Annotated in this window: 22 protein-coding genes and 1 tRNA gene; 11 read left to right on the forward strand and 12 right to left on the reverse strand. The window is 68.3% G+C overall.

Annotated elements, in window-relative coordinates; genetic code table 11:
• Window positions 1–51 precede the first annotated feature (51 nt).
• The 3 genes from IE99_RS0102970 to IE99_RS0102980 all read left to right on the forward strand — a co-directional run bounded on the left by IE99_RS0102970 (window position 52) and on the right by IE99_RS0102980 (window position 2,607).
• Window positions 52–1,140: a pyridoxal-phosphate dependent enzyme gene (locus tag IE99_RS0102970; protein WP_030163406.1), complete on the forward strand. Its 1,089-nt coding sequence runs from the start codon at window positions 52–54 to the stop codon at window positions 1,138–1,140.
• Window positions 1,141–1,300: 160 nt separating this feature from the next.
• Window positions 1,301–2,167 carry an SDR family oxidoreductase gene (locus tag IE99_RS0102975; RefSeq protein ID WP_030163408.1) on the forward strand — a complete coding sequence of 289 codons (867 nt, stop codon included), beginning with the start codon at window positions 1,301–1,303 and terminating at the stop codon, window positions 2,165–2,167.
• Window positions 2,164–2,607 carry a hypothetical protein gene (locus IE99_RS0102980; protein ID WP_030163410.1) on the forward strand — a complete coding sequence of 148 codons (444 nt, stop codon included), beginning with the start codon at window positions 2,164–2,166 and terminating at the stop codon, window positions 2,605–2,607. The genes IE99_RS0102975 and IE99_RS0102980 overlap by 4 nt, the downstream gene beginning before the upstream one ends.
• Window positions 2,608–2,610: 3 nt before the next feature.
• Here the strand turns inward: IE99_RS0102980 and IE99_RS0102985 are convergent, their stop codons facing one another.
• Window positions 2,611–4,269 carry a catalase gene (locus tag IE99_RS0102985; protein WP_030163412.1) on the reverse strand — a complete coding sequence of 553 codons (1,659 nt, stop codon included), beginning with the start codon at window positions 4,267–4,269 and terminating at the stop codon, window positions 2,611–2,613.
• A gap of 144 nt (window positions 4,270–4,413) precedes the next feature.
• On the opposite strand from IE99_RS0102985, the gene IE99_RS0102990 reads away from it, so the two are divergent.
• Both IE99_RS0102990 and IE99_RS0102995 read left to right on the forward strand, forming a co-directional pair.
• Entirely contained in the window at window positions 4,414–4,839 is a 426-nt protein-coding gene (locus tag IE99_RS0102990) for an SWIM zinc finger family protein (protein ID WP_051711887.1), read from the forward strand.
• Between the two features lie 79 nt (window positions 4,840–4,918).
• Window positions 4,919–5,212 (forward strand): hypothetical protein, encoded by a 294-nt coding sequence (locus IE99_RS0102995; protein ID WP_157610001.1) that lies wholly within the window; start codon window positions 4,919–4,921, stop codon window positions 5,210–5,212.
• 13 nt (window positions 5,213–5,225) lie between these two features.
• On the opposite strand, the gene IE99_RS28760 is transcribed toward IE99_RS0102995, so the two are convergent.
• Window positions 5,226–5,681 (reverse strand): MarR family winged helix-turn-helix transcriptional regulator, encoded by a 456-nt coding sequence (locus tag IE99_RS28760; protein WP_084219245.1) that lies wholly within the window; start codon window positions 5,679–5,681, stop codon window positions 5,226–5,228.
• 18 nt (window positions 5,682–5,699) lie between these two features.
• On the opposite strand from IE99_RS28760, the gene IE99_RS0103005 reads away from it, so the two are divergent.
• On the forward strand, window positions 5,700–6,881 hold the full coding sequence (locus IE99_RS0103005; RefSeq protein ID WP_030163418.1) for a glycosyltransferase: 1,182 nt from the start codon (window positions 5,700–5,702) through the stop codon (window positions 6,879–6,881).
• 302 nt (window positions 6,882–7,183) lie between these two features.
• The gene (locus IE99_RS0103010) at window positions 7,184–8,044 is read left to right on the forward strand and encodes a hypothetical protein (RefSeq protein ID WP_157610003.1); all 861 of its coding nucleotides are present in this window, start codon (window positions 7,184–7,186) and stop codon (window positions 8,042–8,044) included.
• Here the strand turns inward: IE99_RS0103010 and IE99_RS0103015 are convergent.
• Window positions 8,031–9,089, reverse strand: a complete 1,059-nt coding sequence (locus IE99_RS0103015) for an NHL repeat-containing protein (protein ID WP_030163420.1) — start codon at window positions 9,087–9,089, stop codon at window positions 8,031–8,033. The genes IE99_RS0103010 and IE99_RS0103015 overlap by 14 nt on opposite strands.
• Window positions 9,090–9,367: 278 nt before the next feature.
• Complete coding sequence (locus IE99_RS0103020) at window positions 9,368–10,594, reverse strand: helix-turn-helix domain-containing protein (protein ID WP_030163422.1); 1,227 nt, start codon at window positions 10,592–10,594, stop codon at window positions 9,368–9,370.
• Between the two features lie 194 nt (window positions 10,595–10,788).
• Between IE99_RS0103020 and IE99_RS0103025 the strand changes: the two genes are divergently transcribed.
• Together IE99_RS0103025 and IE99_RS28765 are read left to right on the forward strand one after the other, a co-directional pair.
• Window positions 10,789–10,998: a hypothetical protein gene (locus IE99_RS0103025; RefSeq protein WP_030163424.1), complete on the forward strand. Its 210-nt coding sequence runs from the start codon at window positions 10,789–10,791 to the stop codon at window positions 10,996–10,998.
• 167 nt (window positions 10,999–11,165) lie between these two features.
• A complete protein-coding gene (locus IE99_RS28765; RefSeq protein WP_037558589.1) occupies window positions 11,166–11,606 on the forward strand; it encodes an ATP-binding protein in 441 nt (146 codons plus the stop codon).
• A gap of 676 nt (window positions 11,607–12,282) precedes the next feature.
• On the opposite strand, the gene IE99_RS0103035 is transcribed toward IE99_RS28765, so the two are convergent.
• Window positions 12,283–12,759, reverse strand: coding sequence for a winged helix-turn-helix transcriptional regulator (locus IE99_RS0103035; RefSeq protein WP_030163429.1), 477 nt, complete (start codon window positions 12,757–12,759; stop codon window positions 12,283–12,285).
• Between the two features lie 155 nt (window positions 12,760–12,914).
• Here IE99_RS0103035 and IE99_RS0103040 point away from each other — a divergent pair, with 155 nt between their 5' ends.
• On the forward strand, window positions 12,915–13,259 hold the full coding sequence (locus tag IE99_RS0103040) for a VOC family protein (RefSeq protein ID WP_030163431.1): 345 nt from the start codon (window positions 12,915–12,917) through the stop codon (window positions 13,257–13,259).
• A gap of 139 nt (window positions 13,260–13,398) precedes the next feature.
• On the opposite strand, the gene IE99_RS0103045 is transcribed toward IE99_RS0103040, so the two are convergent.
• The 6 genes from IE99_RS0103045 to IE99_RS0103075 form a co-directional block, all read right to left on the reverse strand.
• Window positions 13,399–14,241 (reverse strand): DUF6461 domain-containing protein, encoded by an 843-nt coding sequence (locus IE99_RS0103045; RefSeq protein ID WP_051711889.1) that lies wholly within the window; start codon window positions 14,239–14,241, stop codon window positions 13,399–13,401.
• 71 nt (window positions 14,242–14,312) lie between these two features.
• Window positions 14,313–14,720 carry a VOC family protein gene (locus IE99_RS0103050; RefSeq protein WP_030163435.1) on the reverse strand — a complete coding sequence of 136 codons (408 nt, stop codon included), beginning with the start codon at window positions 14,718–14,720 and terminating at the stop codon, window positions 14,313–14,315.
• Between the two features lie 266 nt (window positions 14,721–14,986).
• On the reverse strand, window positions 14,987–15,565 hold the full coding sequence (locus tag IE99_RS0103055; protein WP_157610005.1) for a hypothetical protein: 579 nt from the start codon (window positions 15,563–15,565) through the stop codon (window positions 14,987–14,989).
• Window positions 15,566–15,602: 37 nt separating this feature from the next.
• Entirely contained in the window at window positions 15,603–15,806 is a 204-nt protein-coding gene (locus IE99_RS0103060; RefSeq protein ID WP_030163439.1) for a hypothetical protein, read from the reverse strand.
• 320 nt (window positions 15,807–16,126) lie between these two features.
• Window positions 16,127–16,200, reverse strand: a tRNA-Pro gene (locus IE99_RS0103070).
• A 110-nt stretch (window positions 16,201–16,310) separates the two neighbouring features.
• Window positions 16,311–17,228, reverse strand: coding sequence for a metallophosphoesterase (locus tag IE99_RS0103075; protein WP_030163441.1), 918 nt, complete (start codon window positions 17,226–17,228; stop codon window positions 16,311–16,313).
• Window positions 17,229–17,297: 69 nt separating this feature from the next.
• Here IE99_RS0103075 and IE99_RS0103080 point away from each other — a divergent pair, with 69 nt between their 5' ends.
• Window positions 17,298–17,750, forward strand: coding sequence for a GatB/YqeY domain-containing protein (locus IE99_RS0103080; protein WP_030163443.1), 453 nt, complete (start codon window positions 17,298–17,300; stop codon window positions 17,748–17,750).
• Between the two features lie 52 nt (window positions 17,751–17,802).
• On the opposite strand, the gene IE99_RS0103085 is transcribed toward IE99_RS0103080, so the two are convergent.
• Complete coding sequence (locus IE99_RS0103085) at window positions 17,803–20,112, reverse strand: penicillin-binding protein (protein ID WP_169744384.1); 2,310 nt, start codon at window positions 20,110–20,112, stop codon at window positions 17,803–17,805.
• Window positions 20,113–20,337 lie beyond the last annotated feature (225 nt).

Genomic DNA, 20,337 nt, shown 5'->3' on the forward strand with positions numbered 1-20,337 from the left:
GCTCGGAAACCTTTGCTGGACCGAAGGGAAGCGGTGCGGAAGCGTAGTGGCATGGTCGCCATCGCTCCCGCCATCGCCTCCTGGTTCGCCCGCCCCGCCGCCCGTTCCTGGACATGCCCGCCGGCTCCCCGCCACGCCGTCGCGGCCTTCCACGAAGCCCTGCCCGGCTACGCCCCCACACCGCTGAACGAACTGCCCGCGCTGGCCGCGGAGCTGGGGGTGGAGCGCCTCTTCGCGAAGGACGAATCGACCCGTCTCGGCCTGCCCGCCTTCAAGATCCTGGGCGCCTCCTGGGGGGTGTACCGGACGCTCTGCGACCACCTTGGGCTCGCTCCGGACGTACCTCTGTCAGACCTCAGCGGAGCGGACGTGCGGCTCGTCACGGCCACGGACGGCAACCATGGGCGTGCGGTCGCGCACATGGCGCGCCTGCTCGGGCTCACCGCCGACGTGTTCGTCCCGGACGGCGTCCAGCCGGCGGCCGTCGCCGCGATCGAAGCGGAGGGCGCGCAGGTCGCGCGCGTGGCGGGGCCGTACGACGAGGCGGTCCGGCGGGCGGAGGCGTTCGCGTCCGAACCGGGGATGCTCCTCGTCCAGGACACCGGCTGGCCCGGCTACGAGCGTGTGCCCGGCTGGATCGTCGAGGGCTACTCGACGCTCTTCGGTGAGATCGACGCACAGCTGCCGGGCTCCGTGGATCTCATCGCCGTCCCGGTGGGGGTCGGGTCCCTGGCCCAGGCGGCGGTGACCCACTACCGGTCCGCATCCCGCACCCCCACGATCCTCTCCGTGGAACCGGACGCGGCACCATGCGTCCTGGCGGGATTGGAGAACGGCCACCCGAACACCGTCGCGACGGGCTCGACGGTCATGGCGGGGCTGAACTGCGCCACTCCGTCCAGCCTGGCATGGCCCTACCTGAGCGCAGGGCTGGACGCGGCGGTCACGGTCACCGATGCCGATGTCGTCCGGGCGGCCGCGGACCTGGCCGCCCTGGGGGTCCCTTCCGGCCCCTGCGGCGCGGCCTCGCTGGCCGGCGCCCGCGCTGCCCTGACCACGGACCACCGCGCCGAACTCGCCCCGGTACGGACGGTCGTCCTGCTCCTCACCGAGGGCACCGCCGCCAACCCGGTCGGCTGACGCGAGGGACCCGCCACCTGAGCAGGGGCATCGATCGACCCCTGCCTACGCATCGGTAACTTACCCCTTTCAGATCGCGCGGGATTGGTCTACTCTCGCGCAGACGGTCCCGGTCGCCGCCGGTAATGGCGCGAAAGCAGGAGGTCTGAGGGTGGGCGCGATGAACGGCCGGGTGGCGGTGGTGACGGGCGCGGCCCGAGGACTCGGCGCCCTCTTCGCCAAGCGGCTGTCCGAACGCGGCATGCGCGTCGCCCTGCTGGGCCTCGAGCCGGAAGAGCTCGCCAAGAACGCGGCCGACTGCGGACCCGAGGCCACCCACTGGGAGGTCGACGTCACCTCCGATGAGGAGCTCGCCCGCGTCGCGTCCAAGATCAAGGAGCACTACGGACGCGTCGACATCGTCATCGCGAACGCCGGCATCGCCACCGGCGGCCCCGTGGAGCACTCCGACCCGCGCACGTTCAACCGCGTCATCGAGGTCAACCTTCTGGGCAGCGTCGCGACGGCCCGCGCGTTCCTCCCCGCCCTGCGCGAGAGCAAGGGGTACTACTTCCAGGTCGCGTCGCTGGCCGCCCTCTGCGCCGCCCCCATGATGGCCGCCTACTGCGCGAGCAAGTCCGGAGTGGAGGCGTTCGCCCACTCGCTCCGTGCCGAGGTCGCCCACCATGGTGTCGACGTCGGGATCGGCTATCTCAGCTGGACGGACACGGACATGGTCCGAGGCGCCGACGAGGACGCCGCCCTCCGCGATATGCGGGCGAGCCTCCCGTTCCCGGCGAACCGCACCTACCCCCTCGAACCCACCGTCGACCGCCTCATCCGCGGCATCGAGCGGCGCCGCGCCCACGTGTACGGCCAGCCGTGGCTGCCGTTCCTGCAGGCGGGCCGCGCCATCATCCCCGCCACCATCACCCGGCACGCCCGCCGCACCCTCGCCGAGTTCGAGTCCCGCTGGCTCGCCGCCGGAGGGTCCAACCGCCTCGTCGGCGCGGGCGGCGCCGCCAACGACCCCTCCAGGCGGCCATGAGCGCCGTCACCCGCTACCTGACCGGCCATCTCGACGAGATCGCCGCGGAGGTGGCCGGTGAGATCACCGCGCGGGGCGCCGCGTGCGGCTTCCTCCGCGACCTCGACCTGCGCACCCCCGTCCTGGACGCCCTCGCCGTCTGCACGAACACCGACGGCAAGGCGGCCGCCCTGGCCGCGTTCCGCGATCTCGGCGCCCAGGCGGCCCGCGCCGGGCAGGACGCCCACGTGGTCGAAGCGGCGCTGCGAGCCGGCGGACGAGTGCTCGTCCGCCGGCTCGCCAACGCCGCCGCGACGCTCTACCCGCCGACAGGTGAATTCATCACCGTCATGGAGGACGCCTTCACCGGCGAGAGCGAATTCGTGCGCGCCGCGATCGACGCCCACCGCCTCGCCGCCGCGCAGCGCCTTTTCACCTACCTGCACGGGACGGGCTCGTAGCGGTCACATCGCGTGCTCGGCCCGCTCGTTCGGGACGCAGTGCGTCATCTTCAGCCCGTCCACGTTCCGAGGCCCGTTCTTGCCGAGTTTCGAGAGCCGCTCCCGGTCCTCGTCCGTGAGGGTCTGGCCCGGCAGGGGCTCCAGATGCGAGACGTCGGCGGGGCCGATTTCGAGACCCTCTCCGACTCGCAGGCCCAGTTCGTCCTCGACGAGGAGGAAATGCCAGACCATGCGCTCCTGGATCGGCCGGTCGCACTGCGACAGCAGTTTGATGAAGTTGTTCACGAGGTCGTCCCGCTCCCACTGCTCCATCAGCCGGAAGCGCTGCCCGGCCTGCTTGTAGTCGTTGGTCCGCGGGATCCGCTTCCGCGTGAGCCGGCCGGTGATCTCCGGCCCCTGCTCGTCATGTGCCGGATCCTGCGCCTCCCGAAGCCCGCCGGTGATGGACGGCTCGTAATTGACGTGCGGATTCTCGCCGGCCCCGTCGACGAAGTAGGTCATCTGCCCGTCGCGCTGATTGGTCCGGACATCGGCGTTCTTCGCGTGGTTGACCGGCAGCTGCAGGTAGTTCGGCCCCACCCGGTAGCGCTGCGTGTCGCTGTAGGAGAAGGTCCGCCCGATCAGCATCTTGTCGTCGGAGAAGTCGAGGCCGTCCACCAGGACGCCCGTCCCGAAGGCGATCTGCTCGTTCTCGGCGAAGTTGTTGTCCACGTTCCTGTCGAGGACGATCCGGCCCACCGGCTTCGCCGGGAACTGATCCTCCGGCCAAACCTTCGTGTCGTCGAGCGGGTCGAAGTCCAGCTCCGGATGGTCGTGGTCGTCCATCATCTGGACGAGGAGCTCCCATTCGGGATGGTCGCCCCGGTCGATCGCCTCGTGCAGATCACGCGTGGCGTGCCCGACGTCATGCGCCTGCACGGCCGCCGCGTCCGCCTCGGTCATGCTCCGGACGCCCTGCTTCGGCATCCAGTGGTACTTCACCAGCTTCGTCTCGCCGGCCTCGTTCACCCACTTGTAAGTGTTCACGCCGAAGCCCTGCTGATGCCGGTAATCCGCCGGGATCCCGCGCGGCGAGAACAGGTTCACGAGCATGTGCATCGATTCCGGCGTCTGCGACATGAAGTCGAAGATGCGATTCGGCTCCTGCCGGAACGTCACCGGGTCCGGCTTCAGCGCGTGGATGACGTCCGGGAACTTGATGGCGTCCCGAATGAAGAAGACCGCCAGGTTGTTCCCGACGAGGTCCCAGTTCCCGTCCTCGGTGTAGAACTTGATGGCGAACCCGCGCGGGTCGCGCGCGCACTCCGACGAGTCGCGTCCGCCGATGACGGTGGAGAACCGCAGCGCGATCGGCGTCTTCTTGCCCTGCTCCTGAAAGAGCTTCGCCCTCGTGAACGCGGCGATCGGCTCGTCGCCCCACTTCCCGTACGCCTCGAAGAACCCGTACGAGGTCACGCCCCGAGCGTGGACGACCCGCTCCGGAATCCGCTCCCGGTCGAAGTGGCTGATCTTCTCCAGGAACTGGTAGTTCTCCAGCGTCGCGGGCCCGCGGGCCCCGATCGTCCGCTGGTTCTGGTTGTCGTGGACCGGGTGCCCCTGCCGGTTCGTCAGCACCGGCCGCTCGTCCCCGGCTCCCGGTCCCTTGCTCGACACGTCCGTCATGACGACGCCTCCTCTCGTCCCGGCCCGAGACCGGGTCTCCGACTCACCAACGCGCCCCTACCCGAAGGCGGACAGAGCAGACACGGAGGCACCGAAATTCCGTTCGGCAGCGACGCTGAGCATGCAAGCGCTTGAATATCCGTTGTGGCGCTCTATACCAAGGACGACATCCTCCGGCAGGCCGGCGGCAAGTCGTACGACCGAGGCATCGCGTACATCGACGCGATCGAGGAACTGTCCGCCGACGACAAATACGTGGACGCCGCCGTCCGCGGCTCGGAGTTGTATGAGGTTCGCATCCACCTCCGCTCGCGCGGCCTTCACGGTGAGTGCGACTGCCCGTGGGGTGAAGAGGGCAACTTCTGCAAGCACTGCGTGGCGGTAGCCCTCGTCTACCTGTACGAACAGGAACACGGGAACAAGGTGGATGAACGGTTCGACGTGCGCGCCTACCTGCGGTCACTCGACCACGAGACTCTCGTCGGCCTTCTGGCGGAAGCCGCGGAGGGCGACCGTACGCTCCGGAAAGCACTGGAGCGGCGTGGACGAGAGGCTCGGGGACTGCGGTAGCCAGGACGGGCCGCGACCTTGCCAGTATTCGTTGGTGAAGTGACAAGATTTCGGTGCTCGTCAACGTCAGACTGCGCCCATGAGGAAACTGAGCAAGGTGGTAGGTGTTCTGGCCCTGTCCGGAGCGCTGACCTGCGTGGCGGCTCCCGTCCAGGCCGAGCCGAAGCCGGAGACCGAGCATCGGATCCCGGAGAGCATCCTTAAGCAGCTGCCCGAGCCTGTCAGGACGGCGGCGCAGGACAAGTTCGGTGACATCGGCTGGGACGAGAAGGGGCCCTACATCGTTCTCCAGGGCAACATGACCTGCCGCATCCACATCTTGAACCCGCGAGAGTGGGCATGGCTCTTCGGGACGAGCCCCTGCTGGTTCTGACGCACGTCCGCGCTCAAGGCCCCTCACCCCGGGTGATCTGGGCCTTGAGGAGCCGGACGGTCATATCGCGGAAGGCGCGCAGCTCGTCGTCGGACAGGGCGGAGAACCACTCCGCGACCGCGGCGTGGTCGGCGGGATTGCGGGCCTGCCAGTAGTCGGCGTTGACGGTGGTGGCGCGGAGGACGCGACGCCGGCCGTCCGCCGGGTCCGGGTGGACGGCGAGCATGCCCTTGCGTTCGAGTGAGGTGACGAGCTGCGCGACGTTCTGGTGCGAGGTGCCGAGGAACGCGGCGGCCTGGGTGACCGAGGGGCCGTCAAGGCGTTCGACCGCCGTGAGGAGCGCGGCCTGCTGGGTGGTCAGACCGTCCGGGCGGAGCCGTTCGTCCATCTGGTTGCGCAGCCGGAGCGCGAGGCCGAGCAGGGCCCGGAACGCCTCCACCGCGTCTCGGGTCTTCTGATCATCGGACATAAGTAATATATTACCTACATGATCTCACTGCTGCCGAACGTCGCGTACCTCTCCGAGACCTCGCGCATGCTGGAGATCCACCGCGCGCTGGCCGCCCGCGGATCTCCCGTCCGGCTCGCCACCCATGGCGGCACCCACGAGAACCTCCTCGACGTCCCGTACGACATCATCCCGCCGCGCATGGACGCCGCGCGATGCGCCCGGTTCGTCCAGGACGGCGTCGGGATCGGCGCCTGGGACCAGTCGATGTACTCCGACGAGGAGATGCGCGCGCACGTCCTGGCCGAGGCCGAGTACTTCCAAACGCACGGGGTGAGGGTGGCCGTCACCGGGTTCACCCTGACGGCGCTGCTCTCGACGCGGCTGGCGGGGGTTCGCCTCGTCACCGAGCACGCGGGCATCTTCGTCCCGCCCGTCACCGGCGAGTACCCGGCCGACCTGCGGATCCACTGCGACGGCTTCAACCGGGTCGCTGCCTCCCTGGGCGTCGAGCCGGTCCCGAGCCTGGCCGCGCTGCTCATGGGGGACCTGACGCTGGTGCCAGAACTCCCCGAGGTGACGGGCGTCCCGGTCGCGGACATGGAGGCGTGGTCGCCGGGCGCTGACCCCCGCTACCGGCCCGGCGCCCGACTGCGCTACACCGGCCCGCTTTTCGCCCATCTCGACGTCCCCACCCCGCCCGGGATAGATGACTTCCTGGACGCGCCGGGCCCGGTCGCGTACGTCGCGCTGACCAGTACCGGCCCCGACCTCGTCCGCGTGGTCGTTGAGGCGCTGCTGACCGTCGACGGCCTTCGCATCCTGGTCGCGGCGACCGTCCACGACCTCACCGACCTGAACTCCGACCGAGTCTTCGTCGCCGACGTCCTCCCCAGCCACAAGATCATGCCGCGCATCGCCCTTGCGGTGACGGCGGGCGGTCAGGGCAGCGTCCAGACGGCTCTTGCCTCCGGGACGCCGCTGATCGCCATTCCGCTCCAGCCCGAGCAGGCGCTCAACGTCAGCGTGGCCGAAAAGCTGGGCGCCGCCCGCGCCCTGGCCCCGGACGCCGTTTCAGAGTTGCCGGCCCTGGCGAAGGAGATGCTCGCCACCGACAGCTACCGGCAAGCAGCCGTCCGCATCCGCGACCTGTACCGCACCACCGACGGGCCCGGCCGCGCAGCCGAGTGCATCCACGAACTCTTGGAAGCGAACAGCTGACCTCGCCCCGAGACCCTGAATAAGGCGTCGAATCCGGCAACCTCGCCCTGAGGAGCGGCACCGACCTGCTCCAGGAACTCGCTCGGGTAAGGCCCTGCACCAGGGTCAGGCAGTTACGTCTCGTACAGGAGCCCCGGCGGTAGTCGCGGAACCAGGCGTGGTCAGTGCTGGTAATGCCCGCATCCTGCCAACGGCCACCGACGGCGCGGTGCACAACGATCTCCCCCGAACCACCGAAGGCCGGTCGCCGATAGCCAACGAACATCACTCTCGGCAGTCAGCAGTGACTTAAAGTGCTCTCCATGCGCGTTCCGACTTTGTCCGGTGCCTGCCAGAACCTATGGGACCCCACCGAGGCGGCAAAGGTCATGGTGCCGCTGACCGGCGTCCTCGCCGGCTTCATGTTTTCGGCGATCGTCGTCCTCATCACCGTGAACCGGCCGACCGGCACCGGCCGGACCGAGGCGTTCTTCGCCCTCCGCCTCCAGGTCATTGCGCTTATGACCGCAGTGGTGGCGGCCAGCTCCAACATCAACATCGCGGGTGAGAAGGTGTGTCTGCGGGCCCGAACGGAATGGGTGCTGTCCGCGGGCATGCTGTGGACGGCCGTGACCCTGATGAGCATCTCCCTCATCTGGCTACTGGTCGCCTATTACTGGACTTCCCCCGAGGTGCTGCGCCTACTGATCGGGGCCGCCTACTTCGTCCTCTTCGGCAGGCTCGTCGGCGCCCTGCTCTCCGCCAACAGCTACGTCTCCGACCTCCTCCCAGGCAGTCATGTCGCCTTTCACGCGGCTACCTGGATCGCCACCGTCCTCGCCGTATGTCCGACACTCATGCTCGCGTCCAGGACTCAACGCCCGCACGCCTGGGAAACCCGCATCACGGCATGCTCAAGGGCGGCCATCACCTATCTGGTGCTGTCCTTCGTGGGCTTCGACTTGGTCGCCGCCACTGAAGCGACTCACTGGTCCACGCCGACGAAGCCTCTCGTCTACCTGTGTGGAGTTCTGACTCTGCTCCCGGCTCTGCTCCTCTTCCCCTTCATCTTTCGGTCGATCCCCCACCCGACGGCGCAGAACGAGACCGCCGGCTCGGATCTCCATGACAGCGGCCATCGGCAATGCCGAACTGAATCGCCGGGACGTCTCAGGGAGAGGTGAGCAGCAGGGGCGAATTGTTCCGGGTGTTTCCGGTGACCCAGATCCGTCCGCTCGGTGCCACAGAGACGTCGTGCGCCCACGCCTCGACCGGGGTGGCGAACGTCTGCCAGGTGCCGCCGGCGTACCGCAGTAGCGGCGCGGTGCCGTACAGGAACGCGCGGCTGAGAACCACGAGCGGATTGCCGTCCTTGTCCAGCCGCACCTTCGAGCCGTGGCTGTCGAAGGCGCCTGCGGGGGGCGCGGTCCATGTCGTCCGGTTCCAGCGGTACAGGGTGTCCCAGGTGAGCGCCCAGACCGACCCATCGGCGGCAGGTGCGACGCTGGTGACGCACCGCTCCGTGGGAAGCGGGGGCAGCGTCGTCCAAATGGAGCCGTTCCAGCGCAGGACGACCGATTCTTGGCGTTCGGTGATGGTGTTGTAGCGGCAGCTTCCGGTCCATGCCTCGTTGGCGTTGCGCGCCTGGAGGTCGGCCAGCCCGTACTGCAACGGGCGGGCAACGGGATCGGCCACCCATGTGTTGCCGACGCGGCGGAACAGCACAGGCAAGAGCTGGTTGCCCGGCCCTGGCCCGTCGATCTGGACCCACACCCCGGCCGGGCCGGCCCACAGGCGGGTGCCGTAGGCGTAGGCGACATCGGGCGGTGCGGCGACGGGCTGGAACGCGCTGCCGTCGAACCGGGCCAGATAGAGGCGCTCCCCGTCCTGGACGCCCCATGCCCAGATTTCGCCGCCGTGCGCGACGACCTGCGCGATGCTGCCGGTCCCGGACCAGCCGTTGAGGGGATACTCCTTCCATTGCGAGCCCATCCGTCGACGCACCACCGGGTTGCCGTGGTTGTCACCGAACTGTCCTTGGCGTCCGGCGACCCATGCCTCCGTATCGGTGACGGCGGCGACGCTGTATATCCCGGCACTGGGCCACAGGAACGGCAGCGGGACGTCCTTCAGCGCGGCGGGCGGGGGCTCGGCGTGTACGGCGGGCACGGGGGCCAAGGCGACGAACACGACGGCCGCGACGGCCAGGTGGGCGGGAAAGGGTCTCATGCCGGACATCATCTGGCCGACCGGATGAAGATGCCAGTGTCCACTGGACCCATCGGCGGCGATCGCGCGTCCGATGACGGCCGTCGCCAAGGTGGCACAGCGTATTTGCGGGCGTGCTGTTGAACATGTCGTGGACCGTCTACGAAGTGAACGATGCGCCGTCCGGCACACGTCGCTGTCCTGAGGCGAGCGAGCGAGCGCCGACCGAACTTCGGAGACAACGCCGCGTTTCTTGCCGGCCTCCCGGACTATGACCACAAGAGCGGTTTGCCCTTAGATCAGGGTTCCACGTTCATGAAGTCGGCGAGGTCGAGGACGTCGCGGGACGGCATTCTTTTGCGCGCTTCCAGGAGTTCTCGGGTGATGTCTCGTCCGTACTGCTGGTACCGCAGCCACTGAGGATGCGTCAGTCTCAGCTGCGTCATGATGTCGGTGGCCTTGTCGGCGTCGCCGAGGCGGAGTCGGGCGCGTGCCATGTCGAGCCGGTGCCGGTCCCAGGTGGAGGTGTTGACCCGTCCCGCGCCCTTCGGCACGGCCGCCGCCTCTGCGATCGCCTTCTCAGGCTGGTTGTCCAGCACCTCTATCTCCGCGAGATGCAGCGCCGTGGTCACCGGGCCGAACGAGATGTGTCCGGCGAGGTCTTCGTGCTGGCGGCCTAGTTGGGCTCCGGCGGTCGCCGCCGTCCGGGCGTATTCGCGGGCCTCGGCGGCGCGGTTGTTGCGGGACGCGGCGGACGCGGCGCGCAGCAGCAGGTAGCCCCAGCCGGCCAACTGGTCGGGGGTGGCCTTGGACATGCGCGGTTCGATCTGGTCGGCGGTGTCGGCGCAGAGCCGCTCCACCTCGGTCAGGCGCCCTTGGCGCAGCATCGCCCATGCCTGGGAGCTGATGGACGCGGCGGCGAGCGGAACGTCCTCGATCTGCAACGCGTCCCGCAGGGAGGCGTGCAACGCGATGAGCGCGAGGTCGTGCGCACGAATCTGGATCAGGTAGCGGCCCGCCAGGCCGGTGATGTCGGCGCGGAGGCGGAGGGCTTGACGCCGCCGGTCACCGGTGTCGTAGGCGTCGACGTGGTGGTGCGCGGACCGGACGAGCGCGGGCATCAGCGCGGCGAGGTCGTCGTACTCGTCCGCGTGATACTTCGCCGCGGCCGTCGCGACCGCGTCGCCGAGCCGTCCGAGGTCGGGGTGGTCGCCGTCGGCGGTGCCGTACAGGGGACGGCCGCCGAGCCCGACCGGTGGATTGATGGCCGAGCGCATGTCGGCCAGGACGATGTCGTCCAGCGTCGCTTCAACCGGTTCGGGCGATCCGGGCGATGTGAACCACACGGTGGTCACGCCGAGAGCGCGGGCGAGCTGGTGGTAGGTCTCCATCCGGCAGGTGCCGCCCTGCTCCAGCTTCTTGATGACCGCCAGGGAAAGGCCCGCGCGTTCGGCGAGTTCCTCCTGCGTCATGCCACGACGGCGGCGCAGTTCCCGGACGCGGTCGGAGATGCTGACGTCCTGCATCGACTCCGCCTTTCGTGAGCGTCTCGACAACCCCAGCGTAGGTCGCCGTGCCGGGCCCGTCAGGGTCTGCAGTCAAACGACTACGCTCCATATCCCTTCGGGGATAAAGAGATGGAGACGGCTACGTCCCGTCGCTGTTCTGCATTCATGACCGTACGTAGTGTCTCGGTGACCCAACTGTGAGGGAGCCCGAGATGAGCGTCATCGTGGACATGCCCCACCCCTCGCCCGCCGAAGCGCTGCACGCCGAGTACGGACACACGTGGAACATCTGGCGGCAGACGCTGCCGGACGGTCGGCACGGCGACTGGCTGGCCGAGCCCGTGAACGGACCCGAGGACAGGGTGCTGCGCGCACCGAACGTCGAGGCCCTCGCCGTCCTGCTGCGCGCGGCGGAGGCGTGACCGTGTTCCACGACCGGACGGCCGACCCGGTGAAGCACGCCATGCCGAACCCGTCCTGCGGGCGCGCAGGTGGACGCCGCGAACCACCTCGCTGAGACCCGTGGCCCGGGGGAGAAGGCGCGCGCCCCGGGCCACGGCACCATCCCTGTGCGCCATGGAAGGACGCCATGACCATCACGGTCGGCGGCACCTCTGCGCCTTTAGAGAGCGGCGAGGTCGAGAACGGCGCCGGTCACGTCTGGCGGGTCGAGGTGCCGGGGGTGGCGGAGGCGGTGCCGCTGCTGCGCCGCTGGGTGCGGCTTCTCCTGGCCGAGGACGCGGAGTTGGCCGAGGCGTTCGAGTTGATCGTCAGTGAGTACGGGACGAACGCGTTGTCGCATACGGCCAGTGGTGCGTCCGGTGGCCGGATCCGGGTCGAGCTCACGACCGGCGTCCGGCAGACGCGTCTCACGGTGCAGGATGACGGGCCGCCTTCGGCGTACGCCGGGACGGAGATCGACCCGGCCGAGCATGGGCGCGGGCTGGTCTTGGCGGACGCCTATGCCGATGTCACCGGCCAGGACGACACCGCCGATGGCCACGCCGCCTGGGCCCTGATCAACCACTGAGGCGGACGCTCCCTTCGCCGACCTGTCCTTCGTGCGGTCGGTGCCGTCGTCTGCGGCGCCGACCGCATACCCCCTTGGCCGCTTCGGCCATCCATCGCCTGACGAGCGCGTGCCCGCGTTCGTGTCGGAGGTGACGTCGTGACTTCCCAAGAAGCCCTCACCCAGCCCAGCGGAACGCCGACCCTTCAGCGTCGGCCGGGCTTGATGCGGGACGCCGATCTAGACCAGGCCGTGGCTGCGCTTCGGCGCCGATACCCCGGTTTGTGCATCTGGTGGGGCGAGTACACCGGCTCGCTGTGGGCCCTGCTCCCAGGCGAACTGGTCGAGGCGAAAAGCGCCTACGACCTCGCTCAACGCGTCGACACGGTGCTCACCCACTTTGCTCGCCTGGACGGGATGCAGCGCCAAGCCCAACGCGGCGATGCGATCGCCCGGACGTCCGACGGCAGTTGGGGCGCGCCGACAAGAGAGGTGGCGAGCAGAACGCGGCGGCCGCGTTCCAGCGGCGAAGGAACCCGACGCCGTCGAGCGGACGCACTCCTCGGCCGGCTCCTGACCGCCTGCCGATGCTGTCGGGGAATCGGTGTGGCCTGAGACCTCATAGCGCGGGATCACGCCGGCGGATGCGTCGCGTTCGTTCGAGGACATCGGAATCGCGGACGAATCGCGCTGCAGGTCAATCCTTCTGGCGTATGCGTTCGGGAGGCATGCCGGGACCGACCACGACCTGAATTTCAGTGGGGTCGTCCACGCGGCCGCAGTGGGCGCAGACCACCTCCTGAGTGATCCCGGCGCCGCACACCGAGTGGGTGTAGAGGATCGGAGGTTCTCCGGCGGTCGCCCACTGGTCGCCCCACTCGGTGAGCGCCACCAGGGCGGGTGCGAGTGCACGCCCCTTGTCGGTCAGCAGGTATTCGTACAGCTCGGGCTGCTCGGAATATCTGTGGCGGCGCATGATCCCCGCCTCGACGAAGCCGTCGAGGCGCGCCTTGAGGACGTTGGTCGCGATGCCGAGCCTGCGCTGGAAGTCGCTGTAGCGGGTGGCGTCCGCGAACAGGGCGTCACGCACGATCAGCAGGCTCCAGCGCTCGCCGATCACTTCCAGGGCGCGGGCGATCGAGCACACCTGCGAGTCGTAGGTCTTTCCCAGCACAGCGACCAGTCTACCGAGGTGCTTGCGTCATACAAGCTGCTCGGTCTAGGGTTACTTGCATGACGCAAGTCCACTGCTTGGGGGGTACAGGACGACCGCGCTAAAGGCCAGGCAAGCCGCCATGGTCATCCGCACGCGACGATGAGGAGATCAAAATGATCACCCCGAAAGCCGGCAGCATCCTTCTCGGCACCACCCGGCCCGCGGAATTGCGGGACTGGTACCGCAAAGCGCTCGCACCGGGACACGAAGGCGAAGGGCCGATCGACTTCGGCGGCTTCCTGCTGGTCATCGATCAGCGCGACGACGTCGACGTGAAGAACAACGAGCCGGGCCGGACGATCCTCAACTTCCACGTCGACGACTTCGATGTCGTCGAGGCGCAGCTGCGGGCGGCCGGCGTGGAGTGGCTCGTTCCCGTCGCGGATCGGCCCAACGGCCGCTTCGGGACGTTCGCGGACCTGGACGGCAACTACCTTCAGATCATCCAGTTCACGTAGGAAGCGCCCGTCCCAGAACGGGGGCCTGGGGTGATCCCAGAACGGGGGCCTGGGGTGATGTGCACGAGGCGGCCGTCATCTCCCTGGTGACGGCCGCCGTCGGTTTCGACGCGGCAACCGTTGTCCGCACAGAGTGCGGCTACGGCTCGCGCCGCTCTGCGTCCTCGTAAAGGGCGATCACGCTCGCGGGGATGCGGCGGCGCTCGTTGATCTTGATGCCGTTCTTCTCCGCCCAGGCGCTAATGTCCCTCGTCCGCTGCTGGGACGAGGACGCGGAAGCCTGGCGGGCTTGACCCGTCTCGACATCCTCCCTGGTCACCACCTTGTAGAGACCTTCTCCGTTGTCGTCCCTGAGGTCGATGACGAATTCGCTCCACTCCGTGGTGGGCACCTCCACGATGCCGGTGCTGTAGACCGCACTCTCCAACAACTCCGGGGTGATGCGGACTCCCGTGAGTTCCTCGGCCAAGGCGAGGAACCCGGCCGCCGGGTCACTGGTCTCCTCCGTCATCCCGAGGCCCGAGATGAGGTCCAGGAGCGCGTCGGGGGTGCTGCCAGATCTTTGGGACGGGTTCTCGAACTGGGTGCGCAGCTCGCCATTCTCCCACCAGGAGAAGTACGCCAGCGCGTTGATGTTGCGGTAGTGGGAGACGACCTGTCTTCCGTTCGACACCGGTGCCATCAGCCGGTTGTTCGTCCCCACGATGCCGTTGAGCTCTACGACCAGCGTCCACGATCCGTCGTGCCCCGTGGTGGGAGTCGCGCCGACGAACATGAAATCGCCATAGTCGTCCTGGGCCTCCTGGAACTCCATGTCGCGCTGCTCGAAGGCGTCGAATCCGTTGGACTCGCCTTGTGAAGTGGCGCCGACCTGCTCCAGGAACTCACTCGGGGAGAGGCCCTGAACCAGGGTCAGGCAATACATCTCGTGGAGGGAGCCCCGGCGGTAGTTGCGGAACCAGGCGTAGTCAGCGGCAATCATGCCCGCATCCTGTCAACCGCCACCGACAGAGCGGCATGCAACCAGTCCGCGACGCCCTGGCGGGTGGACGGTCAGAACACGGTCTCCGACGTCACCATCCAGAGGTGGCCGTCGGGATCGGCGAACGTACCGGTGTAGCCCCAGGGTTGCTGACCGGGCTCAGTGACCACCTCGGCGCCCGCCCGGTGCGCGCGCTGGACCATTTCGTCAACCTCGGCCTCGGTATCCGCGCTCAAGCTGATGATGCACTCGTTATGCCCGCGCGGCGCTACCTGCCGACCCCCGATGACCCAGCCGAACCCGCCCGTCGGAATCAGCATGATGCGCAGCCCGTCATTGAGGGCGAGTTGCAGCGGCTCGGGGACGCCGTCCTCGGCCGGCTCGCCGACGGTCTCCAAGCCCAGTCCGTCGCGGTAGAAGCGGAAGGAGACCTGACGATCGGCGATCGGCAGGCTGACGATGACAGGTGCGTCGGGCATGGTGAAGCCTCTCGTAGCGCTAGGTCGTTGGGGCTGCCGTGTGCTGTTCCGGCCACTTATGAAGTTGGGACTCGGCAACGCCGCACAACTCATCGGTTTCGCGCTGTCGCTGTGGACGCGGAAGGGCCGCCGCTGGCGACGGGCGTACCTCGCGATGATCACGCAGATCTATGAGGAGACCAGGCCGTCACGGTCGCCGGGAACGATTGGCACCAGCAACAGGCTCCCGGTACTCCTGGCGACGCATCTCGGGCGCGGGCTGCGAATCAGAGACTCCGCCGCTTTCCTGGGCGCCTAGGCTTGTTCTTCGCGTCCGGCTTCGGTGCGACCGTCGGTGCCGGCGGCGACTGGTTCCACTTTCGGAATGCCTCAAAGTCGGCCTTCCTGGTCGCCAGTACCGGGTCCCAGTCATCACGGAGCGGCTTCACCTGCAGCTCCTCGATGCAGTGCCGGATCACACCTTCGAGGGACAGCCGCGCAGTGGGGATGTGGAGTTTGTTGTGCAACACCACGTCTTTTGCCAGTTGCGTATGACCCAGATGGACGTGCGGGTCCTTGACCCTGCTCTGCGGATGCCAGTGGTATGACACGACGCCTTCGCCGCTGCTGTTCTGCACCTCATGGTTGTAGGCGCGGGTGGTGACCCGCCATGGGTCACGGCCGGGCTCGTCCACCGGAACGATCTCGTACTGCATCTGGACGCGCAACAGCAGGTGATGAGCGCCCTTCGGCTTCACGGCTTCGTTGCGGTTCAGGGTCAGGCCGTGGACGCGGCCGACGGTGGTGTATCCGCCCTCAGAGAGTGTGATCTTGGCTTTGGCGACGCAGGACAGCGTGTCCTGCAAGGGGGTGAGGAAGGCTTCGACGGCCTCGCGGGGGGTCCTACCGGGCAAAGGGGATCAGCATGGCGACGTCGGCGACGGCGGGGTCGTCGGTGTCGTCGTAGTAGCCGCGGTCCCAGCGGTCGAGGAACTCTTCCCCGGAGATGTTCAGCCGTCTGCGGGCGGCGTTGTGCAGCATGTCAGCGCCCTCGGTCCGTGAGACCTCGTCGACTTCGACCTTGGCGTGGTGGCGTGTTCCGGGCACGGGGTCCTCCTTGCCTGTCGCGCTCGTACACGGGTCGTCGGCGTCTTTCAAAATGTTCCCTGAGGTTCGCAACTCTAGGCGTCACATTGTGTGATCGTCCGGGTATTACCCGTAGTCACCGCACGGTGACCTCATCCGGCCAGAGGTATGAGGGTGTTTGTCTAGGTTGTTCACGATACCTGAGGCTGACCGAATCATGTTCGGAGCCTGTGCCGACAGACGGCGTCCTAAGGGGAGGGGTACTCGCGACGAACGCCGGCAAAAATCTTGAGGCCGGTTCTCCTAGACGGAGAACCGGCCTCAAGATCTGGCGATTACTGTCGGGGTGGCGGGATTTGAACCCACGACCTCTTCGTCCCGAACGAAGCGCGCTGCCAAGCTGCGCTACACCCCGGTTGGCGGCTGCCCGGGAGTCGTACGGGTTCCCGGCGCCTCGACCACTTTAGCGGATGCCCGGGGGTGGTGCGTCCCAATATCCGGCGGGCTCCCGGGGTGTGACGCCGGTCACCGGGGGACGAGGGTCAGGAGGGTCGCCTCCGGGGGGCAGCAGAAGCGCATGGGGGCCATCGGGGACGTGCCGAGGCCCGCGGAGACGTGGAGCCAGCTGCCGTTGTGGCGGTGCAGGCCCTTGACCCGGGGGCGGTCGATGCCGCAGTTCGTTGCCAGGGCGCCGTAGAAGGGCACGCAGACCTGGCCGCCGTGGGTGTGGCCCGCGAGGAGGAGGTCGTAGCCGTCGGCGGCGAAGCGGTCGAGGTTGCGGGGCTCCGGGGAGTGCATGACGCCCAGATGGACGTCGGCCGTGGGATCGACGGGGCCCGCGATGCGGTCGTAGCGGTCGCGGTTGATGTGGGAGTCGTCGATGCCGCCGAACTCGACGTCGAGGTCGCCGACCTTGAGGCGGCCGATGCCGTTGTTGAGGTCGAGCCAGCCGGCGGCCTTGAGGGACGAGCCGAGCTCGCGGTAGGGCAGGTCCGGTTCGCGGCGGCGCTTCTCGTAGTCGGAGCGGGACGTCCGCCAGATGTAGCGGAGGGGGTTCTTCAGGACCGGTGAGTACAGGTCGTTGGAGCCGTACACGAACACGCCCGGACGGTCCAGGAGCGGCCCTAGAGCGTCCAGGAAGGGGCCGATGGCGTCGCGGTGGGAGAGGGAGTCGCCGGTGTTGACGACGAGGTCGGGCTCCAGGGCGTCCAGGGATCGGACCCAGTGGATGAGGCGGGAGCGGCCCGGGGTGAGGTGCGCGTCGGAGATGTGGAGGATCTTCACCGAGGGACGGCCCGGCGCGAGGACGGGCACGTCGAAGCGGCGGAGGCGGAACCAGTTCCGCTCGATGACCGAGGCGTAGCCGAAGGTCGCTGCGCCCGCGCCGAGAAGCCCGGCGGCGGCGTGGATCTTTCGCACGGTTCTCCCTTCCGATTCCCCCATGCTTCCAGACACGGGCGCCACTCGGTAATCGTGATGAGGCGTCCGGGGTGGTCCGGGCATGATGGGTGCATGAGTCTGAAGGAAAAGCTGGAGGCCGACCTCAACGTCGCGATGAAGGCGCGTGACGAGGTGCGGACCCGCACCCTGCGCATGGCGCTGACGGCGGTGAAGAACGAGGAGGTCGCCGGCAAGCAGGCGCGGGAGCTGTCGGACGACGACGTCATCGCGGTGCTTGCGCGGGAGGCGAAGAAGCGCCGCGAGGCCGCGACCGCGTTCGACGACGCCGGACGGGACGCGCAGGCGCAGGCGGAGCGCGACGAGGGCGTGGTGCTGGAGGACTACCTGCCCGCGCAGCTCGGCGACGCCGAGCTCGCGGCGCTGGTCGCGGACGCCATCGCGGCGACGGGCGCGGCCGGCCCGCGGGCGATGGGGCAGGTGATGAAGGTCGTGAACCCGAAGGTCGCCGGGCGGGCCGAGGGCGGACGCGTCGCGGCGGAGGTGAAGCGGCAGCTCGCCCAGTAGGCGCGGAGAAAGGGAGAAGCCCGGCGAGTTGTCTCGCCGGGCTTCTTCTCCGTCAGTCCCGTTCCCAGGGCGGCGTGCCCTCGCCGGGCTTCTTGCCGCTGCTCAGGTAGATCATCACGACGGTGCCGGGCGGGACCTCGCTTCCGGCGTCCGGTGTCGTGTAGACGACGGTCCCCTTCGGCTGGTCGGAGTCGACCCTCTTGGTGGCGATGCGCGGGACGAGGTCGGCGGCGCGGAGCTTCGCGGACGCGGCGCCCGCCGTGTCGCCCTTCAGCGACGGGACGTTGGTGGTGTCGCCGAAATCGCGGGACGGGGTGCTGAAGCTCGGCGCGGGCTTGCCGGACAGGGCGTTCTGCATGCTCTGCTGCCAGATCGCGCCGGGGGTGTCGGCGCCGTAGACGCCGTAGACCTTGTACTTCCAGGGGCCGCGGAAGTCCCAGTAGGCCGTCGCGGCGGCCATGTTCGGCGTGTATCCGGCGAACACGGCGCAGGTGTGCGCCTCACACGTTCCGGTCTTGCCGGCGGACGGGCGTCCGATGCCGCGGCCGCGGGCGGTGCCGTTGGTCATGACACCCATGAGGATCGAGTTGACCTTGTCGGCGACGGCCTCGTCGATGACCTGGTCGCAGTCGCGCTTCGGCAGCTTCAGCTTCTTGCCCGCGGAGTCGATGACCTCGGTGATGGAGACCGGCGTGCAGTACTTGCCGCGCGCGGCGAACCCGGCGTAGGCGGCGGCGAGGTGCACCATGTCGACATCGTTGACGCCGAGGACCTGGGACGGGACGGGGAGGAGCTGACCGCCGTCCCCGCGCTTCATCCCGAACTTTTCCGCCATCTTGATGGCGTTGCAGAGGCCGACGCGCTTCTGGAGCTGCGCGTAGAAGGTGTTGACGGAGTGCCAGGTGCCGGTCTTCAGGTTGAAGTTGCCGGACTCGCTGTCGCCGGCGTTCGAGACGGACGGCCAGTTGCCGCCGCCTGCCAGCTCGTCCTTGTACTTCTTGCCGCTCCACGTTCCGGTGAACCGGCACGGCTGGAAGCCGGAGACGCTCATCGTCTCGGGTGAGTTGATGTTCGTGCTGACCGGGATGCCCTGGTCGAGCGCCTCGGCGAGGGTGAAGATCTTGAACGTGGAGCCCGCGGAGACGCCGGTGCCGCCGCCGTGGGCCGAGTCCGCGGGAAGGTTGATGGTGGTGCGGCCCTTGCCGGGGCCGAACCGCTTGCTGAGGCCGATGGCGCGGACGTTGCCGGTGCCCGGCTCGACCATCGCCTCCGCGCCGACACGGTGGCCGCCGGGGGCGACGTTGCTGCGCAGCGCCTTGTCGACGGCCTTCTGCGCCTTGCTGTCGAGCGTGGTGCGGATCGTGTAACCGCCGCGGTTGAGCTTGGCGACGACGTCCTGCTGCTGCTTCGGTTTCAGCTGCCAGTACTTGCCCTTCGCGAGGATGTTGAGCATGTCGTACTTGACGTACTCGCAGAAGTACGGCGCCTTGCTCGTCTCGCAGCCGCCGACGGGGTCCGTGCGGTTCAGCTCGATCGCCTTGGCCGCCGCCTCGTCCGCCTGGGCCTGCGTGATGTGCCCGAGCTCCGCCATCCGGTACAGGACGACGTCGCGCCGCTTGCGCGCGTCGCGGGGGTTCCGGATCGGGTCGAACGCGGCGGGGTTCTGCGTGATGCCCGCGAGGAGGGCGGCCTGCTCCAGGTTCAGCTTGTTCGCGGGCTTGCTGAAGTAGCGCTTGGACGCCGCCTGGACGCCGTAGGCGCCGGCGCCGAAGTAGGCGATGTTCAGGTAGCCCTCGAGGATCTGGTCCTTCGTCATGCGCTGCTCGATGTCGAGGGCGTAGCGCAGCTCGCGGAGCTTGCGGCCGACCGTGGGAGCGGTCGCCTCGCGGTACTCCTCGTCCGTCTTGGCGCTGTCGACCAGGAGGTTCTTGACGTACTGCTGCGTGAGCGTGGAGCCGCCCTGGGTCGTCTCGGACTCGACGTTGGACGCCATGGCGCGGAGCGTGCCCTTGAGGTCGAGGGCGCCGTGCTCGTAGAAGCGCGAGTCCTCGATGTCGATGATCGCCTGCTTCATGATCGGCGCGACCTGGTCGAGGCGGATCGACTCGCGGTACTTGTCGAAGAACGTGGCGATCTGCTTGCCGTTCGAGTCCTGCACCACCGTCTTCTCGGACGGGGGCGTCGTCCTGAACGTGCTGTCCATGTCCTCGAAGTTGTTCGCCGCGTCCCGGGCGGTCAGCCCGGCGCTGCCGACGCCGGGCAGCGCGATGAACGCGAGCAGCACGCCGGCCGCGACGGCCGCTCCGAGTAGCCGAAACAGGGTCGAGAGGGCTCTGGCCCGGTCGGTCTTCGCATCACGCACCCGACCAGGGTACGCGGGAAGCAAGGTGCATTTGGGACAGGTGCCCCGAGGGTCGGGCATCGCGGGACGAGGTCATGCCCGTTCTGTCCCATTGATGGCAACCTGCACCGTGTCTGACGCGTCAACGACAGGTAACTAGTCCGTTCCGGCGGTATGGCCCCGGTGGGCTATATCGAGAATGGGCCTATCGGGGACTGTTGAATCGTCTCCCGCTTCCGTAAGTTC

It is taken from the genome of Spirillospora albida (assembly GCF_000718255.1).
Lineage (GTDB): Bacteria > Actinomycetota > Actinomycetes > Streptosporangiales > Streptosporangiaceae > Spirillospora > Spirillospora albida.